The organism is Celerinatantimonas sediminis (assembly GCF_046054195.1).
Classification (GTDB): domain Bacteria; phylum Pseudomonadota; class Gammaproteobacteria; order Enterobacterales; family Celerinatantimonadaceae; genus Celerinatantimonas.
In genome coordinates this window covers 128,341-152,850 of record NZ_JBEQCS010000010.1, presented here as the reverse complement: position 1 = coordinate 152,850, position 24,510 = coordinate 128,341, and the positions used below count along the sequence as shown (strand labels likewise).

The 24,510-nt window shown below is 42.6% G+C and carries 20 protein-coding genes, 1 pseudogene and 1 riboswitch; of the genes and pseudogenes, 6 read left to right on the top strand and 15 right to left on the bottom strand.

Annotation, left to right across the window (positions count from 1 at the left end):
* Nucleotides 1–325: 325 nt before the first annotated feature.
* From ABTQ23_RS13010 to ABTQ23_RS12990, 5 genes are all read right to left on the bottom strand, one after another.
* Nucleotides 326–526 (bottom strand): hypothetical protein, encoded by a 201-nt coding sequence (locus tag ABTQ23_RS13010; RefSeq protein ID WP_408616164.1) that lies wholly within the window; start codon nucleotides 524–526, stop codon nucleotides 326–328.
* Between the two features lie 220 nt (nucleotides 527–746).
* Nucleotides 747–959, bottom strand: a complete 213-nt coding sequence (gene cspE, locus ABTQ23_RS13005) for a transcription antiterminator/RNA stability regulator CspE (RefSeq protein WP_408616163.1) — start codon at nucleotides 957–959, stop codon at nucleotides 747–749.
* A 597-nt stretch (nucleotides 960–1,556) separates the two neighbouring features.
* Entirely contained in the window at nucleotides 1,557–3,464 is a 1,908-nt protein-coding gene (locus ABTQ23_RS13000; protein ID WP_408616162.1) for a methyl-accepting chemotaxis protein, read from the bottom strand.
* Nucleotides 3,465–3,985: 521 nt separating this feature from the next.
* Nucleotides 3,986–5,353 carry a hypothetical protein gene (locus ABTQ23_RS12995; protein WP_408616161.1) on the bottom strand — a complete coding sequence of 456 codons (1,368 nt, stop codon included), beginning with the start codon at nucleotides 5,351–5,353 and terminating at the stop codon, nucleotides 3,986–3,988.
* A 116-nt stretch (nucleotides 5,354–5,469) separates the two neighbouring features.
* Complete coding sequence (locus ABTQ23_RS12990) at nucleotides 5,470–6,039, bottom strand: DUF4303 domain-containing protein (RefSeq protein ID WP_408616160.1); 570 nt, start codon at nucleotides 6,037–6,039, stop codon at nucleotides 5,470–5,472.
* A 155-nt stretch (nucleotides 6,040–6,194) separates the two neighbouring features.
* Between ABTQ23_RS12990 and ABTQ23_RS12985 the strand changes: the two genes are divergently transcribed.
* Nucleotides 6,195–6,644 (top strand): YaiI/YqxD family protein, encoded by a 450-nt coding sequence (locus ABTQ23_RS12985; protein WP_408616159.1) that lies wholly within the window; start codon nucleotides 6,195–6,197, stop codon nucleotides 6,642–6,644.
* A 166-nt stretch (nucleotides 6,645–6,810) separates the two neighbouring features.
* On the top strand, nucleotides 6,811–7,212 hold the full coding sequence (locus ABTQ23_RS12980; RefSeq protein WP_408616158.1) for a hypothetical protein: 402 nt from the start codon (nucleotides 6,811–6,813) through the stop codon (nucleotides 7,210–7,212).
* A gap of 73 nt (nucleotides 7,213–7,285) precedes the next feature.
* On the opposite strand, the gene ABTQ23_RS12975 is transcribed toward ABTQ23_RS12980, so the two are convergent.
* A complete protein-coding gene (locus tag ABTQ23_RS12975) occupies nucleotides 7,286–7,876 on the bottom strand; it encodes a hypothetical protein (RefSeq protein WP_408616157.1) in 591 nt (196 codons plus the stop codon).
* A 612-nt stretch (nucleotides 7,877–8,488) separates the two neighbouring features.
* Between ABTQ23_RS12975 and ABTQ23_RS12970 the strand changes: the two genes are divergently transcribed.
* Nucleotides 8,489–9,376 (top strand): AEC family transporter, encoded by an 888-nt coding sequence (locus ABTQ23_RS12970; protein ID WP_408616156.1) that lies wholly within the window; start codon nucleotides 8,489–8,491, stop codon nucleotides 9,374–9,376.
* An 866-nt stretch (nucleotides 9,377–10,242) separates the two neighbouring features.
* Here ABTQ23_RS12970 and aegA read toward each other — a convergent pair.
* A complete protein-coding gene (aegA, locus tag ABTQ23_RS12965; RefSeq protein ID WP_408616155.1) occupies nucleotides 10,243–12,258 on the bottom strand; it encodes a formate-dependent uric acid utilization protein AegA in 2,016 nt (671 codons plus the stop codon).
* 440 nt (nucleotides 12,259–12,698) lie between these two features.
* Nucleotides 12,699–12,905: pseudogene (locus ABTQ23_RS12960) on the bottom strand (hypothetical protein); the annotation flags it as partial.
* Between the two features lie 249 nt (nucleotides 12,906–13,154).
* Between ABTQ23_RS12960 and ABTQ23_RS12955 the strand changes: the two are divergent.
* Both ABTQ23_RS12955 and ABTQ23_RS12950 read left to right on the top strand, forming a co-directional pair.
* The gene (locus ABTQ23_RS12955; protein ID WP_408616154.1) at nucleotides 13,155–13,322 is read left to right on the top strand and encodes a hypothetical protein; all 168 of its coding nucleotides are present in this window, start codon (nucleotides 13,155–13,157) and stop codon (nucleotides 13,320–13,322) included.
* Nucleotides 13,323–13,459: 137 nt separating this feature from the next.
* A complete protein-coding gene (locus ABTQ23_RS12950) occupies nucleotides 13,460–14,473 on the top strand; it encodes a LacI family DNA-binding transcriptional regulator (RefSeq protein ID WP_408616153.1) in 1,014 nt (337 codons plus the stop codon).
* A gap of 96 nt (nucleotides 14,474–14,569) precedes the next feature.
* Here ABTQ23_RS12950 and ABTQ23_RS12945 read toward each other — a convergent pair whose 3' ends face one another.
* From ABTQ23_RS12945 to ABTQ23_RS12935, 3 genes are all read right to left on the bottom strand, one after another.
* Nucleotides 14,570–15,580, bottom strand: a complete 1,011-nt coding sequence (locus tag ABTQ23_RS12945) for an adenosine deaminase (RefSeq protein WP_408616174.1) — start codon at nucleotides 15,578–15,580, stop codon at nucleotides 14,570–14,572.
* Between the two features lie 82 nt (nucleotides 15,581–15,662).
* Nucleotides 15,663–15,762: riboswitch (purine riboswitch) on the bottom strand.
* Between the two features lie 37 nt (nucleotides 15,763–15,799).
* Nucleotides 15,800–16,924, bottom strand: a complete 1,125-nt coding sequence (locus tag ABTQ23_RS12940; RefSeq protein ID WP_408616152.1) for a methyl-accepting chemotaxis protein — start codon at nucleotides 16,922–16,924, stop codon at nucleotides 15,800–15,802.
* A 34-nt stretch (nucleotides 16,925–16,958) separates the two neighbouring features.
* Nucleotides 16,959–17,702, bottom strand: coding sequence for a hypothetical protein (locus ABTQ23_RS12935; RefSeq protein WP_408616151.1), 744 nt, complete (start codon nucleotides 17,700–17,702; stop codon nucleotides 16,959–16,961).
* Nucleotides 17,703–18,079: 377 nt separating this feature from the next.
* Between ABTQ23_RS12935 and ABTQ23_RS12930 the strand changes: the two genes are divergently transcribed.
* A complete protein-coding gene (locus ABTQ23_RS12930; RefSeq protein WP_408616150.1) occupies nucleotides 18,080–18,559 on the top strand; it encodes a hypothetical protein in 480 nt (159 codons plus the stop codon).
* Nucleotides 18,560–18,568: 9 nt separating this feature from the next.
* Here the strand turns inward: ABTQ23_RS12930 and rraB are convergent, their stop codons facing one another.
* From rraB to ABTQ23_RS12910, 4 genes are all read right to left on the bottom strand, one after another.
* Complete coding sequence (gene rraB / locus ABTQ23_RS12925) at nucleotides 18,569–18,940, bottom strand: ribonuclease E inhibitor RraB (protein WP_408616149.1); 372 nt, start codon at nucleotides 18,938–18,940, stop codon at nucleotides 18,569–18,571.
* Nucleotides 18,941–19,705 carry a 1-acylglycerol-3-phosphate O-acyltransferase gene (locus ABTQ23_RS12920; protein WP_408616148.1) on the bottom strand — a complete coding sequence of 255 codons (765 nt, stop codon included), beginning with the start codon at nucleotides 19,703–19,705 and terminating at the stop codon, nucleotides 18,941–18,943.
* A 102-nt stretch (nucleotides 19,706–19,807) separates the two neighbouring features.
* Nucleotides 19,808–22,075, bottom strand: a complete 2,268-nt coding sequence (gene parC / locus ABTQ23_RS12915; RefSeq protein ID WP_408616147.1) for a DNA topoisomerase IV subunit A — start codon at nucleotides 22,073–22,075, stop codon at nucleotides 19,808–19,810.
* Between the two features lie 43 nt (nucleotides 22,076–22,118).
* Nucleotides 22,119–24,509, bottom strand: coding sequence for a putative bifunctional diguanylate cyclase/phosphodiesterase (locus tag ABTQ23_RS12910; protein ID WP_408616146.1), 2,391 nt, complete (start codon nucleotides 24,507–24,509; stop codon nucleotides 22,119–22,121).
* Nucleotide 24,510: the final 1 nt, after the last annotated feature.

Here is a 24,510-nt window from a genome sequence, read left to right as displayed (position 1 = left end):
TTTATGGCTCATGGACACCTCTTTTTTTAGCTAGTTTATCTAACTAAAAGGTGTCTAGGAAATCAGTGGCGATTCAGAGGCCTTCGGCTATCGCTACCATCACAGTAGAGTTTAATATGTTGCTAATGATTCAGTAGCTCTTAAACAGTCTAGATTGACGAGGGAAACGGTTTCGTTTTGAGCAACTGATGAAAAGTATGTTGAAGCTTTTTATTGAACTCATCACCTTGTGGAGCATGAGAAAAAAGCAATATACTTTTCACTAGATAGCTTTTTAAGTAGCTAATATATTTAGGGGAGCTTAGATGAAATAAAGTTAAAATTATTAGAGTTTATTGATGTACTGTTCCGCACTATTGAACAGCTTATCACATATTTTTTTCTGGTTAGCATACTCAGAAGTGCCTTCAGACATAGAATCAAGGACACTTTTGGCTTCTTGATATTCTGTAACCATAAAAGTAAGTCTTTCTTCAAGGTTATTTTTTTTATTTTTATTTTTTGTGTTTTTTACTTTTTTTCGCATATCACTCTCAACTTATTGTTCTTATTCTAATAAAAATTCTCTTGTCATTATGACGAATAAAATATTTAGCAGTGAACAATTAACTTTTTTCTTTAGGTATTTTTTGCTCACGCAAAACATAATACCAATATATTTTTCGATTGGTTCTTCGATTCATTAAAATCCTATTAAATATTTGAATAAAAGCTCACACCAATAGGCGAGAGCTTTATCGAAAGGTTTACAATAAAGTAACATTACCCGCTTGTGGGCCTTTATTACCTTGTTCTACATTAAAGGCAACTTTTTGACCTTCAGCCAATGTTTTGAAGCCATCTACAGCTATTGATTTGAAGTGAACAAATACATCTGCACTACCACTGTCAGGAGTGATAAATCCAAAGCCTTTTGCTTCGTTAAACCATTTGACTAAACCAGTTGTTTTATTTGACATATATATCTCGATAGATTGATTAAATTAAAAGAAAGCTACTAAATAATAAATGAAGAAAAAGTTATCGCAGGATAGATATGACGAATCAGATCGAAAAAGGCTGAGAAGAGCTTGAACTAAATATTTTATCAATAGCTCACTGTTTGAGCTGTCGATACTATACACCATATACAGATAATAGATATTAATTTCTTTATTAATTTTTTATTCAATAAAATCAGTATCTTAAAAATAAATCTTTGCCAAACAACGTTTGCCCCCTGTGAAATTGGCATTATTTTTAAATAAATTTAAGAATTGGGGCTCATTATGAATACCCACGCTTTGTTCTGTCCTCAAGTTAGGTAGCGGAGCTCTTACATAGAATCCTTTACAAAAATGGTCGTACTAACACCTAAATATAAAAATCGTTTCCCTATAATCTGACGTCTTTAATTCTAATTTTTTGAGTTTTTCAATATTTATAGAAAGTTACTATTTTTAAGCCCTAAATCATAAGATAACAGGAAATATTTTCACAAATCTCACACGCGACCTAATAAAAGAAAAGGGCTAATCATTGATTAGCCCCTGGTTAGATTAGAATCTAAAAACAGATTAGATTTTGAAGCGTCCGACCTCTTCACGAATCGAGTCAGCCACTTCATTTAAGCGATTTACCTGCGCAGCTTCCGTGTCTGTTTCGTTCGCAAGCTGAGTTGCGACCACTCGAATGCTTTCACTGTTACGGCTAATCTCTTCGGTAACCGAAGTTTGCTCTTCAGCTGCGGTTGCGATCTGGTTTGACATATCTGAGATCTGCTCAATTGATTGCGCAATAATTTTGAGGCTTTCAGCGGCGGTGTTGGCATCATCAACGCTGGTTTTCGCAATCACCTGGCTACTATTCATCACCCCAACGGCCTGTTCGGTAGAACCTTGCAGCTTGTCGATCATCATTTTAATTTCTACTGCTGATTTTTGCGTTTGCTGCGATAGCGCTCTTACTTCATCAGCAACCACTGCAAAACCACGACCATGTTCACCGGCACGAGCCGCTTCAATAGCAGCATTAAGTGCCAACAAGTTGGTTTGTTCGGCAATATTGGTGATGGTTTCTAAGATGGTGCTAATGCTTTGCGCATGCTCACTCAGCTCACCAATATGACCGGTTGTTTCCTCTACCTGTTTAGCTAGCTCTTCAGTGGAAACACGGCTTTGGTGCACTTGCTCGCGCCCTTTTTGCCCCATCTCGACCGAATCGTTAGCGGCATGCGCGGTAGTTTCTGCATTATTAGCAATCTCAGCGGTTGCACTACTCATCTGTGTGACAGCTGCGGCTATCTGTTCAATCTCTTGTTGCTGAGCACTCACTCGCTGTGCGCGTTCCATGGATGAGTCATGAATCGCGGATGCTTCATTACGCAATTTCTCAGCCATGGTTGCAAGACGACTCACCACACCATGCATGTGAGTGACAAACTGGTTGAATCCAGATGCCAACTGACCAATTTCATTTTGCTCGTTCTTGACACTAATTCGGCTGGTTAAATCACCTTTACCATGAGCAATTTCGTTTAGTGCATCAGACACACGCTCTAAATCTTTAAATGCCAGCTTAAATACATAAAACAGTACAAAAGCGAAGATCACAATTAAGATACCCGCGATCACAAGACGTTCGTACATCGAGTTATAAATAGGTGCCATTAACTGATGCTTGTCCATAAAGAACACCATGACCCATTGGGTATGCGGGATGGTTAGGCTATAGACAAAGCGGTCTTTACCAGCAATATTCTGCTCAACCAAAACCCCTTTTTGAGCCAAATTGAGCAAGTTATCATGGTTAAAATAGCTGTCGACATCGGTTGCTTTGTGGGTGATTAAGCTTTTATCTGGATAAGCGATGATATTACCCTGCCGATTAATCAGCATTGCTTTACCAGAGCCTGGAATTTTTAAAGATGAAACCTGTGCAGATAATTGGTCAAGCGTGATGTTTCCCCCGACAATCCCGAGCAATTCATTATCTATATAAACCGGATAAGTCAGAATAATACTGAGCTTTTTGGTGGTTGAGCTCTGAATTGGGCCGAGAATGGCTGGCTTACCAATCTGTTTCGCCTCTTGATACCAGCTATGTTTGCGTGGATCGTAATTATAACGGCGGTCATCGATACGAGGGTCTTGGCGGAACATTTGACCATTTTCAGCACCGAAATAGGTCAGTGAAAATGCCCCACTGCGAAAGGCTTGGGCAATCACCGGATAAGGTGACATCTGTGAAGGTGGCACTTTTTCAATGGCGGTACCTAGTGATTGCAATACCAGTTGGCGCCCATGTAGCCAGTCGCCCACACTACGCCCGTAGGAAACAGCTAAATGTTGCGAATCCACTAATAATGATTGCTTAAGCTGTTTAGTTGCAGAGAGCGTGCTCTCAGTAACTAAATAAACAGTCGTTACAATCACCGCGGCCATACTGACAAATAATATTTTACTGCGCAAAGAAATGCTCGGCATTCGAAACTCCTTTTCATTCAATTCCATATCTAATCTGATGTTCTAAGCAATTCCGGCTCGAACGCAGAGATTAAGAAAGAACGGCATAAATGTGTGGAACTAATGGGGGCACTTTTTTGTTGAGGAATCACTAACTTACACTGCGATACAACATGAGTGCTTTAAAATTTTGCCAATTGTTGAACAAAAAGTGACTTTCTACAAGACCGTAAATTAAAAAAACTTAGCAAAATCAATCTAAAAGAATGAGTTTTAGATAAAAAACCCATTAAAAATCAGTGAGTTTATTAAATCAAAATAATTAATTATTTTTTTCGAAAAATGAGGGAGTTATAAACATTAACCGCTAAAAATAGGCTCTGATGAAAATTCTCTTCTGCACAGGGTAAAAAAGACATTAACATAAAGTTATGCATAAATAACAATTTGTTATGATTAGGTTTTGGCAAGATAGGCTAGCGGCTAATAAATAGCCTTTTATTAATTCATAAAAAGGCTATTTATAGCTTAATCGAAACTGACTAGCTGTTTTGCACCAGTGCGCCGTTAATATAAAGTTTATGGCCATTGAGATGCACTTGGCTTAAAGAACCATGGAAGTGCTGAATGTAACTATCATGCGTTAACGTCCAAGAGCTACTGTCATCTAATGTCACACTTACATTCGCTTTAGTGCCATCGGGATTAATCGCGCCCTGATAATCAGATGACTGCGCAAGGTTCATCGTTAAATCCGAAATTCCATCGACTTTAATTTCACCAGAAAGCTTTTGCTGACTGAGATTTAACGTGCAATGACCGCCGTTAGCACCAACTTTACCCCAGCCTCGTTTACCATCATTACCCGCAACCAGCAGCAATTTCGACGATTTGGCAAGATGCATATAAACATTGTATAAATTGATCACGCTAGAGGTATTGGTGACATAAAACATATTGCCATTTTCAGAGGTGAGCGCACCACCGCTCATGGAAAAGGTACTGGTTCCCTGCTGCGCATCACCCGACATACTTTGATAGAGCATGACATTACGGATATTGGCACCGTCTTTACCAGGATTGGTGCCATCCATATGCCCGATTACATCACTGTTGGCCAAAGAGACCGAGTTAAGCCCTTCAATCACGACCGCTTCGGAGTCGTGCGAAACTAATTTTGCGCTACTGACTTTAATATCGGCCGTACTATAGATAGCTGGGGCTCCCATTCGGCCCGCGGTAGTGTAGCTGCCGCCATGCACAAAGATTTTGCCGCCACCTCTATCACTGCGAATGGCAGCTTTATCGCGTGCATGCACGTTCAAGTCGTTGGCATACATCGTCGCACCACCAGCCACTTCAATGCCGCCGGCATTACCACCGGAAACGTCAATTTTAGTGTGATTGATATGTACTAATGCGTGATCATAAGCAAACACGCCCGTTGCGCCTTGGGCAAGCGCATGAATGGAACCGCCATTGATGATCAAATCAGCATGATCAAGCGCTAACACAGCCGCATTTAAGCCGTAGAAACTGGCAGCTTCATTGCTGCTGGCAATGCCTGAGCGTTTATTCACTGTGACATTATCAAGTGTTGCATGGACATAGCCTTGCGCCCGAATGACGTTCTCATCATCACGGCTTGATTCATAACTGCCACCTTTTAGCACTTGAGCATCACTCAGGACATAGGCGCCATCGCCCGTAATTACTTGGTGCGAACCCGGCCCTCCAGGAGGGAAACCGCCGGGTGGTGGTCCAGGAGGCATGCCTTCTGGCGGCGGCCCCATAGGATGACCACCAGCATAAGGACCAGGGCCAGGAGCTTGTGCTGAAGGGTCAGCACTACCATAAGCGACACAGCCACTTAAGGCCATTAGACAACTCAAATATAGAAGCTTTTTCATGGGCTTACTTTGCACTATTAATTAAAACTTAACACTAAGCTTAACAGCGCAATTTTAAATTCCATTGACCCTTTACATTACTTTTGTTTCAAAGCTTTAGTTGAGAACGCCATCATTTACTGCTCCAAACCACCTGTTTCTTTAAACCAATGGATCTGTTCTTTGCCATTACAATGCTCTAAAAACCACTCACGCTCCTCTTCGCCCATATCGCCAAAATCAACATAAAGCAGCAGTTCCTCACTGTTATTAAGCACATGTTTGCGGGTCTGATTTAATGCCGAAGCTAAGATGTGACTCATTTTATCGATGTAGTCATCAAAGGCTTGGTCATCATCATCAATCTCATTGACATAATCTTGCATCTTCCAAAGCCTGTTATTGATGGCATCGAATTCATCTTGTTGCTCACCACAATAGGGCGAGTCGGCAACCGACCAACGTAATTGCTGCTTTAGTTGCTCAAGCGATGCAGGATCGCCAGATTCTTGATAAGCATGCGCAATTTTCTCAAGCCCTTGTTCACTTAAGACGGTCATCTCGACCGAGCCCATTAACGGGTCGGTGTAGAGCACATAAGCATATAACTGCTCTTGTGGATGGCTGGCAATCCAATGCCGATAATGTAGCTCAATAGCTTGAGCAATTTGCTCAGCTAAATCGTGATAATCAGGCTCGGCCTGCATGTAGATTCCTAATTATTTATCGTTAATGATTTAAAGCATATCAGCATCTGCCTGATTAGCCCAATAGCAAGGCATGGCAGTTCCAGCTTGCGGCACGACTTTTAACTCAGATTATGCTTAAATTAGCCTTTAGTAACTTACCAAGTGAACCTGTTATGCCTATTTGGGTCGATGCTGACGCCTGTCCGGTAGTCCTTAAAGAGATTTTATTTCGTGCGGCGAACCGCACCCAAACTATGGTGACGTTAGTCGCCAATCGCTCAATTCAGACGCCGAACTCCGTTTATATTAAAAGCATTCAGGTTAGTGCCGGTTTTGACATTGCGGATCATGAAATTGTCGAACGCACCCAAGCTGGGGATTTGGTGATCACCAATGACATTCCGCTTGCCGCTGAAGTCATTGAAAAAGGTGCGATTGTGCTGAACATGCGTGGAGAGCGCCTCACCGAAGCCAACGTTCGTTCACGATTAAACATTCGCGACTTTATGGATACCTTAAGAGCGAGCGGTATTCAAACTGGTGGGCCTGCACCGATGTCTCAGCGAGACCGAGCTCAATTTGCCAATGAGTTAGACCGCTGGTTAACGCACAATAAAAAGTAGCGCTTGATTTACGATTTATAAATTAAGATATCGCTCGAAAAATCATCAACCGCCATTTGCACCAACGATTAAATTTGCCTATACCTGCAATAGCACAGCAACCTTTTGCCGTTAGAGAACTGCAACGTAGTCATCTGTAGTAATGCTTAAATAGCGAGGAGGCATTATGCTCATCTGTGCCAAAGATGGCTGGCGAGATGATTGGTCAAAAGCAATTCCGTCAACCTGGAACTATCAAACCTGCCACAAATATCAGGCTATTCCTATTTACGCTCTGAGTCAGGACAACAAACTGCACGTTGCACAACCTGTATTGCCGAAATTAAATCCAGCCGCGGCTATTTTGTGGTGGCTGCATAATCGCTATCGTCAGGTTGATGTGAAATTTACCCCAGTCTCTGCAGATGCCACCAAAGCATTTAAAGAAATTTTATGTCAGAGCGTTCATGACGATAAAGCAACTGAGCTTGATAACCGATGGTTAACTGATCAAATTGAAGATGCTCATTCGTATCAAGATTTTGCCAAAATTTATCAGCAAAGTGGCTGGAGTATGACCAACCATTAAGGGTTGGTTCTGACAATGCTATTTTCCTATGCGGGCATAGGAAAATAGCTTAATTTGCTCTTAATTATCCATATTAGTTTGATAACGAGTGGATAAAAAAGACAAATCCTCGAAGTTTAGAGCCCATGGCAACCAGTAAAAACTGGCGGCGATTGAGCATCTGTGGTTGATATTGATTCATCAACCGATATAAATGATAACGAGTCACGGCTTTGGCAATAAGCCAATCAGGGCGCCAACGAGCTTTGCACAAAGTTGTTCGCTCAAAGTCCACTAACCCAAGCTGGCCACCTTCATCAACGACAATATCACGAATCGGCATTGAATGACGGGCTACCCCTGATGCAAGCATATTTTCCACAATAACCGCTAAATCCATTAGATTCTGCACCGACAAATAGGTCGCAGAAACGCCAGGCAAACGTGACATCTGCAAAGTTCGATTATTGTCATCGTGGTAATACAACGAAGGGGTTCCGGGGGTATTTTCCAAACGACTCAACGCTTGTTTTTCTAAATGATAACGGCGAGTAGTGCTGTTTGATGTGGATTTAAAGTGTTTAGTGACATGCTCATCACTAATTTGTAGCAGCATTTTAGAAGTATTATAAATCCCATCCACAACTTTTTTGTGAACCACCTTATCGCGCAGATTCTTTTTCATAGACGGACTTATCCTAGACGGCTTTTTTATCAAAAAACTAGAAATAAGCATGATGAAAGCGAGCTTTGAGTAAACCAAAGCCAGACAAAGCGAGCTTTACGGCCAATCGGGAATAACCTCAACTAACCACTTAGCGATAAATACAAGATGAATTATCAAGCTAGGAGCAAGCATACAATTGCTCATCACACCTTCACGATGAGTCCTTATCGCGATGTATGCAATCCTTGCAACCTGACTCTATAGAGATGTGAAAACACGCCATAAAGACAAGCTAAGAGCGGGTATTATTAATCTTTAGCAGAGTAAAAATCTAGTTTCAAAAGAAAATTCTGACATAAATAAACGAAAATTTACCTTTATTCACACTCAACATTATATTTTTTAAGTAAATCTTCAGATTAGTGTGCTAGCGAGATTAACAATTACTTTCCCAAAACGAAACCTAACGGTTCGCTGAAAATGACATTTTGAACATTGATTTGCCTTATTCTTTAGGCAGATAAATACTGGCACAGACAGGGATCTCTGATATATTTAGGCTCCTGAGCTGAGTTCTGCGTTAGCGGCTGAACAGTCTTATCAGCTATTTGTAAGTGGAAAAGGAGCCCCATGTTTATCGCCTTCATTGCGGCAATTATGCCGGTGTTAATTGTCGCCTCACTCGGTGCTTGGCTGAGTGTCAAAACCGCTTATCTAGACGACCCTAATCTTCCCCGCTTAATCGTTAATGTTGGTATGCCATGCCTGCTTTTAAATTCGATGCTTGGCGGGCATGTTGATTTTCTAGGAATGGGCAAATTAGTCGCCGCTAGTGCATTGGCATTAGCGGGAATGGTGATTGTCTCATTGGTTGTGATAAAAGCGATGGGGCTCAAAATCCAGTATTTTCTACCTGTTCTAGTGAATCCAAATACCGGCAATTTGGGGATCCCAATTGCGATGTCATTACTTGGTAATCAAGGGGTGGCTGGCGCGGTGATTATCTCTTCGATTATTGAAATTAGCCACTTCACGCTTGGCATTGGCTGTATGTCTGGCACCTACTCTCCCAAACGCTTACTGGCAAATCCCCCTGTAATTGCTCTAATTATCGGTGGCCTATTATCAGGGTTTCATGTTCCAATTCCCCACTTTGCGCTGCAAGTTTTTGATCTATTAGGCGCGATTACTGTCCCTATTATGTTGTTGATGTTAGGCCGGTCGCTGGCCCATATGAAAGTACATGAAGCAAACTGGGGAAGACTTGCGATTCTGTCACTCTATCGACCAGCTATTGGCTTTTCGATGGCTTGGGGCGCGGGCATGCTTTTGCATTTGTCGCCACTACATATGGCCAACTTAATGATTGCTTGTTCTATGCCAGTTGCCGTACTGAACTATATTTTTACCACCCGTTACAAGGGGCCTGTGAACGATGTTGCAGGGCTCACTTTTTTAACGCTGCCAACGGCTTTAATTGCATTGGTCATTATTAAAATGTATTTCATCGCAGCTTAATTAAACGCTTTAGAAACACATCAAGCCCGAGCATCACTCGGGCTTTTTTGTCGATAAAATAAACAAAATTCTTTAGCTAAACGGCTTAGTTTTTCCTAACTGATTGTATTTGTCGTTAATTTCAAAACTAACTAATAACAAATTTATTAGCGTAAAATAAACTATACAAACTGATTCCATTTAAAAAAAACAGGACTAATATATATTGCATATGCAGAAGGTATTCCGCATATAAAACAAAGGGTTAATTATTTATTGTCAAAAAGAGGTATTATCTCATGGCTAAAAATAAAGGTGCTAAAAAAGCAGCTCCTGCTAAACAACCTGAACCTAAAAAAACTGGCGCTAAAGTTACTAAATAATTTTTAGTACCAACCCACCTCTAAACACATGCAGGTCTGTGTGTTTAGCTGCAAGCCCCGCTCCCAAAAAAGTGGGGCTTGTATAGATTTAAGCCTTCAATCTTTTCTTCTTAATCAAATTTTATATACGTAGCTTGAGCCGTATGACTCTTTTGTAAGCACTGTTATAAACTCAGATGCCTAAGCTGTGTCATCGCCCTTTGCCTATAACCACAGAAAAAGAGCGAGACAACTAGGGGCTGTTGATCTTTGGTGGTTGAATTTTGTTCAAATTAAACGCATTTTGAACGCGCCGCATCCTGTGTCGCTTAATGAGTCAAGCAAGCAGGGTGCAACAAAGTTCAGGATGCGTTTAAATGAACCCGAAGGGCAGTATCTGAGAGGAATTTATCCAGCGTTAAACGTTCTTTGTGGAGAATGACTACACGGCACAACGTTTATCTGCCTAAATTCCTCTCAGGTTGCTGCAAAACTAATCACAAAAGGTCAACAGCCCCTAACTAGCTATTCGCCTTGAGCCTTTTGCAAACTATCGTGGCTTAAGAGCTGTTCGGCCATTGGACAACCTAAGTAATCCATAATTCCTCGCGCAGCATGACGGCCTTCAGCCATTGCCGTGACGACTAAATCAGCACCGCGAACAGCATCACCACCAGCAAAAATTTTCGGATTAGTGGTTTGATACGGATACTCACTTTGCACATTGGCCATAATTCGACCTTTATAATCAAGCTGAACATTGGCTCTTTCCAGCCAAGGCATTGAATGAGGCAAGAAGCCAAATGCTATCACCACCGCATCGGCACTCATCACAAATTCAGAACCAACGATCGGCTGCGGACGACGACGCCCATCTTCATCGGGTTCACCTAATTGTGTGCGTAACATTTTAATGCCGCTCACATGGCCCTGCTCATCAAGCTCAATGCTGACAGGCTGGACATTGAACTCAAAATTAGCGCCTTCATCTTTGGCATTTTTGACTTCTTTGTGAGAGCCCGGCATGTTTGCTTCATCTCGGCGATAAGCACAAGTCACTTTAGCTGCACCATGGCGCAAAGAAGTGCGCACGCAATCCATCGCCGTATCGCCACCACCCAACACAACCACCTGCTGGTTGGCCATATCAATGTACGGTTGGCTTGGATCTTCACTTAAATCCATTAGCTTACGCGTATTAGCAATTAAAAATGGTAATGCATCATACACACCAGGGGCATCGTCATGTTCAAGCCCTACCGCCATCGACTGATAGGTTCCGGCACCGACAAAAACTGCATCATATTGTTCGGTAAGTTCTTCAAACTTAACATCTTTACCAATCTCGCAGTTGAGTTCAAACTCAATTCCCATCTGTGTGAAGATTTCACGCCGACGGGACAATAACGATTTATCTAATTTAAATGCTGGAATACCAAAGGTCAGTAGTCCACCGATTTCAGGATTGCGATCAAATACTCGAGCTTTCACGCCATGACGGGCCAGAACATCGGCACACGCTAAACCTGCAGGCCCTGCGCCAACAATAGCAACGTGGTAGTCTGAGTCATTTACGGCTGCAACTTGCGGACGCCAACCATTAGCAAATGCAGTTTCAGTGATGTAACGTTCGATGTTACCAATGGTCACGGCGCCAGATTCATCTTTTAGCGTGCAACGGCTTTCACATAATCTATCTTGGGGACAGATACGCCCAGTAATCTCTGGCATACAGTTGGTTTGATGCGACAGTTCAACGGCTTCCATCACCCGCCCCTGTTTGACCAGTTCAATCCACTGGGGAATATGGTTATGCAGAGGGCAGCTCCATTCACAAATACTGTGATCGCCACAGGTTAAACAGCGCTCGCTTTGTTCATCAGCCTGCGCCTTATCAAATGTCTGATACAGCTCGGTGAAGGTTGTTTTACGCAACAGATCGCCAATTTTTTGCGGATCTCGGCGAGAGTGAGCACTACCTTTTTGCATTACTTTTACTGCTTGAGCTTCTGGCAGAGCTTTTAAATCACGATGCCAAGGCTCAGCAGCGCGAATGGCTGAGCGACGCCGCCGCTCTGCGGCAATCTTAGCCAATGACGCCTCGCTAACAACACTTAAAGCATCCGCTGGACAGTTTTCAACGCAGGCAGGGCCTTGCTCACGGCCAATACAAAGGTCACACTTAAGCGCCTGAGCTTTAACATTGCCATCGCGTAGCTCAGTGGTTACAACCTCGATTGCTCCAAACGGGCAGTTCACTTCGCAGCTTTTACAACCGATACATAAACTCTGATCGACCTGAACACTGTCATCAACACGAGTTATCGCCCCGTTTGGACAACTCCCAATACAAGGAGCCTGCTCACAGTGTCGACAAGTCGCAGCACTATTTTTATCGCTACTTTTAAATACACGAATTCGCGGCCGAAAGAGCTCTGGCGTTAAGACATGTTGATTATGGTTGTGCGCCATGACACAGGCAACTTCACAAGCATGGCAACCAATACATTGTTGTGTGTTTGTAAGAATAAAACGGTTCATCCCAGCACTTTTTTAGAATATGAACGTTGATTATTATCGTTATGACTGTTCGTTTGTTATTTAGAAGCCGAAAGAAGTGAGCCAGTTGGAAACTAACAAACTAGCTTGAATAAAACCACATCGAAACACTCCACAAAGGCCGTCTGATAGCAGCTGTTAATGTCTCAAGCAATGGCCGTTTTTAATGATTTCGAAGTCTGGTTTTAAGCACCAGATGAATTGAATTTACAACACAGCTACCTTATTACATCAACAGAATTTACTACCGTTAACACAGAGTTACCCCTGAGTCCTATCTCAACATGACATATAAAATACATGTTGTCGCTAGCTTCGAAGAAAAGTTCGCGCCTTAGCTGATCCGGATCAAATCGATTTGTTAGGTTGAATAAAAAAATCGGGCATTTTTTAGCCCGATGTTCAATCCAATGACACTGTTTTTAATAGCCAACTATAAAGCGCTCTTGATGATATTTAGGCTTTTCAATCTCATTAGCCAGCGCAATCGCGTATTCTTCAAACGTAATTTTACTGCCGTCATCACCAACGAGTCGTTCATCTTTACCGAGGCGAAATTTGCCAGAGCGAGGACCGTGTACAAACATTGCTGAGGGAGATAAAAACACCCAGTCAAAATCACAGCTTTGCAAACTTCTCATCATGCACATCTCCTGAACTGGTTTCATTTGGTCATTTGACGTTAGCTTATCGCGATAGCACTGACTGGGTGGCCTCGATTAACTAGCTCTTTTCACCTGATAAGTTTCGATTTGTAACTTAGTCCATTTTGATTCTCTTAAAGTTATCTCAACAAACAAGCGGTTATCTCTGCTAGTCTATGTCACCTTGATGTGACGGTGTGGTGTCGTCAAACGAAAGATAAAATAAGGATAATAATGACTCGCACAAGTTCCTCTACAGCCGCAAACTGCCCGATTCAAACTGTATTAGACCAACGGAACCGCCAATGGCGCGAAACGATACTCATCGCTTTAAAGCTCATTGACCAGATTAATCAACCTCGCCAAACACACCAAAAATATCAACAAAGAAAATCCGGCTAAATGATGTGCTTATCAAAATAGATAAACATCTCATAACGTTGATTGCTTAAATGATCACAAATAATTACCATATTGATCATTTATTGATCATTTATTGATCAATATGGATTTGTAGTCGTTAGCACAGGAAGCTTGATATGATTACAATGTTAGACGTTGCCAAAAAAGCTGGTGTATCTAAATCTACTGTTTCAAGGGTTCTTAATGGCAACCCGCTGGTTAGCCCTGAAATTGCAAAACTTGTCTACAAAGCGATAACCGAAACAGGCTACCGCCCTAACTTAATCGCCAGACAGCTCGCCACCAACAAAACCAATCTTATTGGCTTTGTCATTCCTAAAGCGCTGTATGACAGTACCTATTTTTCAAAACTGATTTCTGATGGAGCCAGCTACTGTGAAAAAAACCATTTTCAATTGCTCTTAGCTGATGGCAAAAACACCGGGAATGACGAGTTAAAGGCCATTGAATTATTAGTGGATATGAAATGCCAGGGAATTTTAGCCTATCCTTTGCACTTAACGCAGGAACAATTATCAAGTTTTAGGCAAACTAAAAACGCGGTTCCTATCGTGATGATCAATCGTCACTTCGATGACTATCCGTGTATTGGTTTTAACCATGAACAAGCGGGCTACAAAGTAACGCGTTGTTTAATTGCCAAAGGTCATCGACAAATCGCCTATCTTCAGGGATTCGAAAGCTCTCCAACCAATCAAGCCCGCTTTAGCGGATATCTCAAAGCCATGAACGAGGCGCAGCTGAGTGTTTACAAACAACTAGTCCCTGTTGGGAACTGGAATTGGAGCATGCAAAGCGGTTATCTTGCAGCCAAACAGCTGCTCTCAAGCAAGCAATCATTTACGGCTTTAATTGGCGCAAGCGATAACCTTGCCATTGGAGCAATGAAAGCTTTATTCGAACAAGGCTTGGCAATTCCTGAGGATATTTCTGTTGCCAGCTTTGATAATTCAACACTCAGCCAGTTCTCTCAACCTGGCTTAACCAGTATCAAACAGCCTGCCAAAGAACTATTAGAAGCCGCGCTGGCTTACCTTATCCATGGACACCCCCTGCCTAAAGAGGATTTTGACTCTGAACTGGTGATTCGCGATTCAATCAAGGATATTTTATTGGAAGCCGTAACGTAATCGTTTTAAAACGGCTTTTATCACAAGAAGTTATCTTAAAAATTTGGATGAAGTTAAAAATCCCCGCGAACCGGGGATTTAAAAGTGCCGATAGACTTAATGGGCAAAAGAGTGCAGATAATCAATCACTTCTTGGCGAAGCGCCTGCTTTTCTTTTTCGCTAATAAAGCTTGCATCGATGGCATTGAGACTAAACTTAGCAAGTTGCTGATAAGTTAAAGAAAAAGCATCTGCAACCGCATTAAAGTTATTGTTCATATAACCACCAAAATAGGCTGGGTCATCAGAATTAATAGTGACACACAGCCCCATCTCAAGCAGCTTAACAATATTATGTTCGCGCATGTCGGAAAAAACTTTCAGCTTAATATTGGATAATGGGCAGACTGTTAACGGCATCTGTGATTGGCGCAGTTGTTCAACTAAAGCTGAGTCTTCTATGCAGCGAACGCCATGATCGACGCGGTCAACATGAAGCATCTCAATTGCTGTACGAATATTCTGTGCCGGGCCTTCCTCACCTGCATGAGCGACTTTTTTAAAGCCTAGTTGTTCGGCTTTAGCAAATACGCGGGCAAATTTTTCAGGCGGATTTCCCTGCTCCGATGAATCAAGGCCAACGCCAATAATCTGGTCTTGATACGGTATTGCTTGCTCTAGTGTTTCAAGCGCGCTTTGCTCATCAAGATGGCGTAAAAAACACATAATCAAATGGCTGGATATATTCAGCTCTTGACGGGCCTTTTCAAGTGCTTGGGTAATTCCATTCACGACACAAGAAAATGCAATTCCCCGCTCAGTATGCGTTTGCGGGTCAAAGAAGATTTCACAATGGCGAACATTTTCTTGATGGCACTGCAGTAGGTAATGCCACGTTAAATCGAAAAAGTCCTGCTCGCGAACTAAAACATTGGCGCCTTGATAATAAATATCTAAAAACGACTGCAAATTACTAAATTGGTAGGCAGAGCGCACGTCTTCTGGGCTATTAAATGGAATTTTGACCTGATTGCGTCGCGCTAGCTCAAACATTAGCTCAGGTTCTAATGTTCCTTCAATATGCAAATGCAGCTCTACTTTAGGTAAACCTTGGATAAACTCTCTCATCATCACTCCGAACAAACATGTATTGATAAGAGGTGCTTTCTAGTTGCCGATACAAAGAGAAAAGCACCCTGACCCTTATCGAGTCTTGAACTTTGCTCTTCGTAATCAGAATTTTGCGGAATCTGGTAGAGACCCCCACACCATATTAGTGGGGTTATACGAAGTGTTTAGCCCAGAAAAGACTCCGGACTAAACAAGTTTCTATAATACACGATTTGGCTAAACTTTAAATCGCTTCATTTCGGTCACGAGTGACTGTGCGTGACTAAGCTGGCCTTGTGCCGATTGGCTAGAGCGTTTCGCACTCTCGCTGCTTTGTTCTGAAACCTGATGAATTTTTTGCAAAGAATGATTCACCTGTTTCGTCACACTGCTTTGTTCTTCAACAGCACTGGCAATTTGCAGGTTCATTTGAGTTACCTCAGACACCAATGTTGAAATCATGTTGACGCCTTCGCCGGCCTGCTGACTTCGCTCATTGGTTCGAACCACTTGCTCGTTACCCGATTCAATCACATCGGAAGCCTGTTTAGCGGCACTTTGCAATTTGGAGATCATCGAATGGATATCCTCAATTGATGACTGGGTTCGCTGCGCAAGTGAGCGCACCTCATCTGCCACCACCGCGAACCCTCGGCCCTGATCTCCGGCTCGCGCCGCTTCAATTGCAGCATTTAATGCAAGCAAGTTGGTTTGCTCGGCGATGGCCCCAATGACATCTAAAATACTACCAATCTCTTGGCTATTCTGATTGAGCTCACCAATCACCTTGGAGGCTGTGCTAAGCGCATCATTGAGTTTATCAACTTCGTTCATGGAGATTTGGATCTGCCCTACCACATCTTGTGCGGTATCATCGGCTTGCTGCATTCGAGCAGATGCATTTGACGCATTGTTCGCAATCTCCTGAATCGATCTTTCCAGCTCGCCGAATGATTCAGTAATCTGCTCGGTCTCAGTGCGCTGATATTCCATCTGTTCGAGATTTTTCTCACTCATTTGCGCCGCATCAGTAGCAGTCTGAGCAATGCTCTGCCCTTGAGTTAATACATTTTTGAAAATACCATGCAAGGTTTCAATAAATTGGTTAATCCCTATACCAAGCTTGCCAATCTCATCTTTGCGTGACATCGGAATACGATACGTTAAATCGCCGCCTTTAGACGCTAGCGCATACACCTGATCGCCAAGCTGCTGAAGCGGTTTAACAATCGATGCGGCAAACACAACCGTCAGCACGATGGCTATTAATGTGAAAACAATGAGAATAATGAGAATTTGCAGCAAACTGTTGGATATTGTAACGAAGGCATTATCAACGTTATTGGCATTTACTTTTTGCAACAGCTCAACCAATTGACCTAAGAGCTTTTGGTTTTCACTTTGGTGCTCTCTTGAGGTTATTAATAAACTTATCGCTGATCTCTTTAACTTGATAATTGACCTCTCGTGCTTTTTTCGCCTTTTCAATCAGTGGCGTACCTTTGAGCTGCTCCATGGCATCATCAGAAGCCTTTTGCAAATTTCCCAAATAATCCATCAGTGATTTTGCCGCACTAGGATCGCTTTCAAGGCGTTGAAAAATGACCTGCAGGCGATAGTTATTGGTGGTATTAACCAACGCAGCACCGATAATTTTGCCCTCAAAAGTCGAAACTTTATCGCGTGTTGCACTATCACCAAGCAAACCACTTAACTGCATAATGTAATCATCGGATTCTTTAATCGAACTTGCCGTTAAAGACATCATCTGGGCATTCAATTCATTGTTAGCAGCATAAAGGTTCTTCATTGCTTGAACGTTCTTATCCGTCTTTTCAAGCAGCTCGATTAGCTGTTGCTTAGAATCCACAGTGCTGTCTTTAATTTGTGTAACTAACCTTTGCAGACCTTCATCAACTTGCTCAAACCCTTGATGTTCAAGGGCAAAGGTTTGCACTTGCCCTGAGACTTTATATACCTGTTCAATTAATCTGGCATTGTCTGAGGCGGTCTTTTTTATATCTTTAATTAATAGTTGGTTGCGAGAGAAAAACACTCCAACAACGACCAAAAGCACAATAAAGAGTACTGCTGGTATAAAAAGTTTCTGTTTGACACTGATATTGGCTAACGTTGGCATGGTTTTTCCATCCTAATTTTAAATTCTCTAGCTCTGACTAAATCCATTTAACTTCATGATAAAAAAGTCAATTTCATGTATTGGTAATGATGAGAAGAGTTTATTATTTATACTTGTTAATAATTGGTTAACTAATCATCTATAGTTAACATTAGATACAAAAGCGCTGCTTATCTGACAGTTAAATATAGACGAGCAACCAAGAAAGGTTTGTCAAATAAGATAGAGTTCAAATAAATGTTAAAAGTACAATCCAACTAAGCATTGTCATAAATCAGCAATAAATTTTGTATTATCAATTTAACTTGATACACAATATCGTCACAAAATTGGTCTATAGTTAAAAATACGGCAGGGAGGATTCAAGGTAATTAGCAATGAAGGAAATTTTATTTTTATCAATTGATGAAGATATTCGTGCACAGCTCGCACAAGAGTATTTTAATCATTGGTGTACCCAACTAAATTTACCCTACCATGCCAGTGCTAGATTGTTTCTTGCGCGCGTTCCTGCGCCACCGCTAGGGCTTTTAAATCAGTCTTTACACCACCTGCTGACTTGGCTTGCCATGTTCGGTTCATTTGGTCATCTGCACACAAATGAGCGCGTGGAAGATCTAGGTGAAGTGAGTTATCAAGAAATGCGGGATGCTCTGTATCTGTTTTCGTTAGAATCGGCCAGCCATCCATTATCGATTGGACGCTGTTACCCAGAGCTTAATTCAAAGGTGCGGTATTTAACGTTTAATGATCAAGAAGCTGAGTCAATTACCATCAGTACTGAATTGTTGCTCAATCAGATAGACCAATGGATTGCTCAGCTTGCTTCGATGCAAAAAGCCAGCAGTCAGGCTTAATGGCTGGCTTTATTCAAAATCATCTTCACCATCGGGGTCCTCAAAATAGGTGCCCCAACCATCATAAAAGACTTTATCATCACCGCACAATTGCACTAATTTAGCAACATCAGCTTTAATGGCTGCAGCTTCAAGGGGCAATTCAGTGATGACATCAAAACTGAATACAATGGCACCATCATCTAACTGCGCTTCTTCAGCATCAGTGACTTCATAACCTGCTTTAAAGCAATCCACAGCTGCTTTTTCTAACGCTTTAAAGTCACCACAGGCAAAATGGTGTTCAATGGTATAAATCGCATCTGGGTCACTGCCATCTGCAAGTAAATGGGCAATAATGACATCAGTCTCTTCTTGCCACTGTTGAATAAGTTGCTCCATTTAGACTCCTTTAATCTCAGCACTCATGCAATGACTATAGTCAGCTGCATTGCCTCGAGCCTCTATCGTTAATTCACAAATCCGCTGCTCCATCATTTGATGCAGATTTAGAATTTGTGTTCGTACTTCAGGTTTACGCCACTGCGAGCAATCGATCGCTTGCCCAACTTCTATAATAACGCGGCCATTATTCCAGCGATTTAACTTAACCTGCTGATAAGTCGATGAACAGCACACAGGTACAATCATCTCTTTAGCAGCTCGAGCCAGATGAAATGCGCCCGCTTTAAATGGCAACAATGCTTTACCATAACTGCGCGTGCCTTCTGGAAACATCCAGACCGACAGATGACGCTGGCGAATCTTTTTTGCGCTTTGACGCAAAGTCTCTGCGGCCCGTGAACCTTTATCACGGTTGATTAGGATATTGCCACTTAACCAGTATATCTGGCCAAATAAGGGGATCCAAACCAAGCTCTTTTTACCAATCGTCACCGTGCCTGGACGCAGTGCATAAGGCAACGTGACCATATCGCAATTACTTTGATGATTCGAAATATAGACCGCTTGCTTAGGTAACGAAGCTTTATCTTTATAACGGACTTCGACCTTCAGCCCCACAAGGAAACTGAACCAAGCAAACATTCGGCCAAATCGATACACGGAATCGCGGTGTCGAGGACGAATCAGACTATAAAGACAGCTAATTACAAATATTACGATTAACGCAACTAGCATCAGTACAATACGGATAAAAGCGAGCATTATTTCGACTCTGGTTAAAGAAGGGCTGCGAGTATACGCGCCGGGTGAATGATGAACAAGGGATGAGTCAAAATTAATCAACACATCCCTTAGTCAGGTATTTTAGGGCTGTTCGGTGTCAGCTAACTCAATTACCACCTCATCGACCCGCTGTAGGCCTCGTGGTAATTTATTCCCACGGCGACCTCGCTCACCTCGATAGTGTTCCAGATCTGATGGTTTTAAAGTCAGTTTTCGTTTGCCAGCCCAAATGGTTACATTGGCATCTACCGGTAACACAGCCAGTGTTTTAACGTATTCTTCACGGCTTTTTACCCGAGCTGATGGAATACCAATAATTTTATTGCCTTTACCCTTAGATAACGCAGGTAAGCTGCTCATTGGGAAAATCAACATTCGCCCTTCATTAGAGACAGCCAGACACAAATCATTTTCCAGCGAGCCAACGGGTTGCGGTTTTAATACTTTCGCGCCCATTGGAACATTTAACAGTGCTTTACCATTGCGTTTTTTACTAACCATATCAGCAAACGAGCAGACAAAGCCGTAGCCGGCATCGCTGGCCAAGAGATAGCGCTGATCTTCATCGGCGGCAACGACATGGCTAAAGGTCTCACCGGGAGCCAAGTCAAAGCGGCCCGTTAATGGCTCACCCTGACTGCGCGCTGATGGCAAGGTATGTGAATCTAGCGCAAAGCTGCGACCCGATGAATCAATGAATACCGCAGGCTGATTACTCTTACCGTGAGCACTATCAAGATATTGATCGCCTGATTTATAGCTTAAGCTTGGCCCATCGATATCGTGACCTTTGGCACTACGCGCCCAGCCCATCTGCGAAAGAACAATGGTAATTGGCTCAGCGGGAACTAAATCTTTCTCTTTAAGACCTTTGGCTTCTTCGCGCTCAACCAGTGGTGACATTCTATCATCACCATAAGTTTGCGCATCAGCAAGCAATTCTTTTTTAATCAACGTATTCAATCGCCGCTCAGAGCCCAGTAATTTTTCTAACTGCTGACGCTCTTTATCTAACTCATCTTGCTCTGTGCGAATTTTGATCTCTTCGAGTTTTGCCAACTGGCGCAATTTTATCTCTAAAATTGCTTCAGCTTGTCTTTCCGACAAATCGAAACGGCTCATTAACGCAGCTTTGGCATCATCCTCGGTGCGGATGATCTCAATAACTTCATCAATATTTAAAAAGGCAATCAACAAGCCTGCCAAAATATGCAAACGAGCCAATACCTTATCGAGACGATATTGTAACCGACGACGCACAACATCCCGGCGATATTCCAACCATTCGGTTAAAATTTGCAGCAGGTTTTTCACCTGTGGACGTCTGTCCAGCCCCAACATATTAAGGTTAACGCGATAGTTCTTTTCTAGATCGGTTGAAACAAACAGATGGTCCATCAGCATCTGAATATCAACTCGGTTCGAACGCGGCGTAATAACGATTCGAGTTGGATTTTCATGATCGCCTTCATCTCGCAAGTCAGCGACCAACGGCAATTTTTTAGCCTGCATCTGAGCTGCGATCTGTTCTAGAATTTTGGCCCCTGATGCTTGATGCGGCAGTGCAGTGATGACAATTTCACCGTCATCGACTTCATAGACCGCACGCATTTTTAAACTGCCGCGACCGGTACGATAAATTTTGGCGATGTCTTTCGCTGGCGTAATAATTTCAGCATAGGTCGGATAATCAGGACCTTTAATAAACTGAAACAAATCTGTGAGCTCAGCTTTAGGATTATCCAAAAGATGAGCACAAGCATTGGCGACTTCGCGCGCATTGTGCGGCGGAATATCCGTGGCCATCCCAACGGCGATACCAGTGACCCCATTTAGCAAAATATGTGGCAAGCGCGCAGGTAATGTTAGTGGTTCACGCAGTGTTCCATCAAAGTTCGGCCCCCACTCCACAGTGCCTTGGCCCAACTCACTGAGTAAAACTTCAGAGAATTTAGATAAGCGTGCTTCGGTGTAACGCATTGCGGCAAATGATTTTGGATCGTCTGGTGCGCCCCAGTTTCCTTGCCCATCCACCAGCGGATATCGATAAGAGAACGGCTGCGCCATCAGCACCATCGCTTCATAACAAGCTGAGTCGCCATGCGGATGATATTTACCTAACACATCCCCAACGGTACGCGCCGATTTTTTATATTTGGCGCTCGCCGAAAGACCCAGCTCACTCATGGCGTACACAATACGTCGTTGGACCGGTTTTAAACCATCACTGATATGGGGCAGAGCCCTGTCCATAATCACATACATGGAATAATTCAGATAAGCTTGTTCGGTAAATGTACGCAACGGTTGGCGTTCGATACCGTCCAGGCTGTCAGCCATATCACTCATGGTGAAGTACCTTCTCCTGTTTGAGATTGTTATAAGTCGGTGGTTACTGTCTTAATGACAAAACCTGAGAGCTGTTCTGGTGCGCCCAAATTTGTTCAGCAGGCATAGGTTTCCCGATAAAATATCCTTGGGAAAAATCCACTCCGATCCGGCATAACTCTTGATTAAGCTGTTCATTTTCTACATATTCTGCAATCGTTAATAACCCCAAATCATGGGCAATACGGCATAACGAGCGTACAAAATAACGGTTCTTATGGTTATCCAGAATATCATGAACAAACGAGCCATCAATTTTAACATAATCAAGGGCTAACTCACGCAACGAATGAAATGATGAATAACCAACCCCAAAATCATCTAATGCAATCGCACAGCCCATCGATTTAAGTTTTTCAATATGCTCCTGCGCCTTGGCAAAATCTGGTAGCGCGGCCGTCTCGGTTATTTCGAATATAATTAATTCGCCCGGAATAGCTCGATGTTCAATTTCTGCCACAATCTGGGCAATCACCGAAGAGGTGCCAAATGAGCGCGCTGATAGGTTAATCGCAAGGCGATCTCGACAATTAAATTCGAGATTTTCCTCTAAACGGCTAAGCGCACTGCGAACCACCCACAAATCGATATCAAAAATATAGCCATTATTTTCCGCCGCTATAATCAGCTCATACGGAGAGATCATCTGACCATTATCATCTTTAATGCGCAATAAAACTTCGTAATGGCGAATTTGGTCAATGCGATTGTCCATAATCGGTTGAAAATACAACACCGTTTGCTGGCGCTCTATCGCATGCTGCGCTAAATCAAGCCAGAAATGACGCTGAATTAAATCACCGCTTTGATGTTCGCGCTCGTAGATAACGCCACAGTGTTTGCCTTGCGATTTTGCCTGATAAAGACACATATCCGCTTTACTAATCAGCCCCGCATAGGTGGTGTCATGCTCAGGGAAAATCACCACACCAATACTCATTGAAGCAGTATGGATAGCCTCTCGCCCAGCGACTTTAAGCTCACCTAAACGATAGTTAATGCGCTCGACAAATCGTTTCGCCAACAAGGGAGTTAGATCGTCAATATAGGCGGCAAATTGATCCCCAGAAAAACGAGCCAATATGGCATTTTCTGGAAGCATTCGCTGCAATAACTGACCAATTTGCAACAACATCTGATCGCCGCAATGATGGCCACTTAAATCATTTACATAACGAAAGTTATCTAAATCCATCATCATCAAACAGCCAGCAGTTTGCGAGCGAATCCGCTTTTGCAATAACTGTTCAAAATCACGTCGATTCGATAGTTGAGTTAGGTGATCGTGTCCGGCTAACCACTCAAGTTCAGCAGCTCTATTTTGCAATTGGTTTTCTAGATGCTCTAATTGATAAGACAACGTTACTGCTTCTTCACCCAGTTTATCAGACTCATCGATTAACCAAGACGAACGACTTGCCACTATCACCTGACGAAATTGCCGAAAGCTAGAGCTGGCTAACATCGGGAGACAATAAGTCAGTTGGCGCACCCGCACCAGTGGATGACGAAGTAGCGCGATTAACAATAAAATGGCTAATACTAACGAACAGATACCGTAAATCACGTTGTTGCGGTTCGCTTGGCGAAAATGCGCAATCAAGCCATTGATCGTATTAAATTGGACAAAAAAGATTGGCAATTGAGCCGTGGTATTTGAGATCTGAAAACTAACGAGCTCTGTTGCTTGCCCTGCGCTGACAAAATCGCGCAAACCGCTTAATAGCTCGTGTTCTGTGGTCTGGTTAATCAGTTCACCGATATGGGCATTAATTCTCTGGCTGGAATAAAGCAGCGCTACATGATGATCAGCCTGAATTTCCATTAACAAGTGACCACGATGATTCGAGCCCGAATAACTGCGATATAACGTCGCTGCATCGATACCGTAGATAAATGGGTAACTTTTGCCTTGATAATCAAATTGCGTGTAAAAATACACATTGCACTGCGAGTAACAATCCAACACCCAATTATTGTGAGCATTTTTGTTATTCTTTATAAACCAATTTGCAATCATCTGCTCATGATCATTATGAGCCGTCGGCCAAATCATTTGATTAGAAGGGGTTAAAGCAATCAATTCGGTTAATGGTAGCGGCGCATCATGTTCAATCGCCTGTATAATCGAAGGGACTTGCTGATGGTCCTGCAAAAGATTGGTGTGGTGACTTGCGGAGATATTTGTCAACAACTGGAGCTGGCGCCCAACATCGACATAGTGCTCGTTAAATAATGCCTGCTGATGATGAATGGCTTCCGAGCGTTCAATTTCAAAGAAATGCCTGATGTTTGCATAGTTTAACGCCACGAGGCCGCCAAAAATAAGCAGCAGCAGCCCCGTAACCGAAAGCAAAGTCTTACTTAAAATACCAACATACAGGTTTCGTACCACA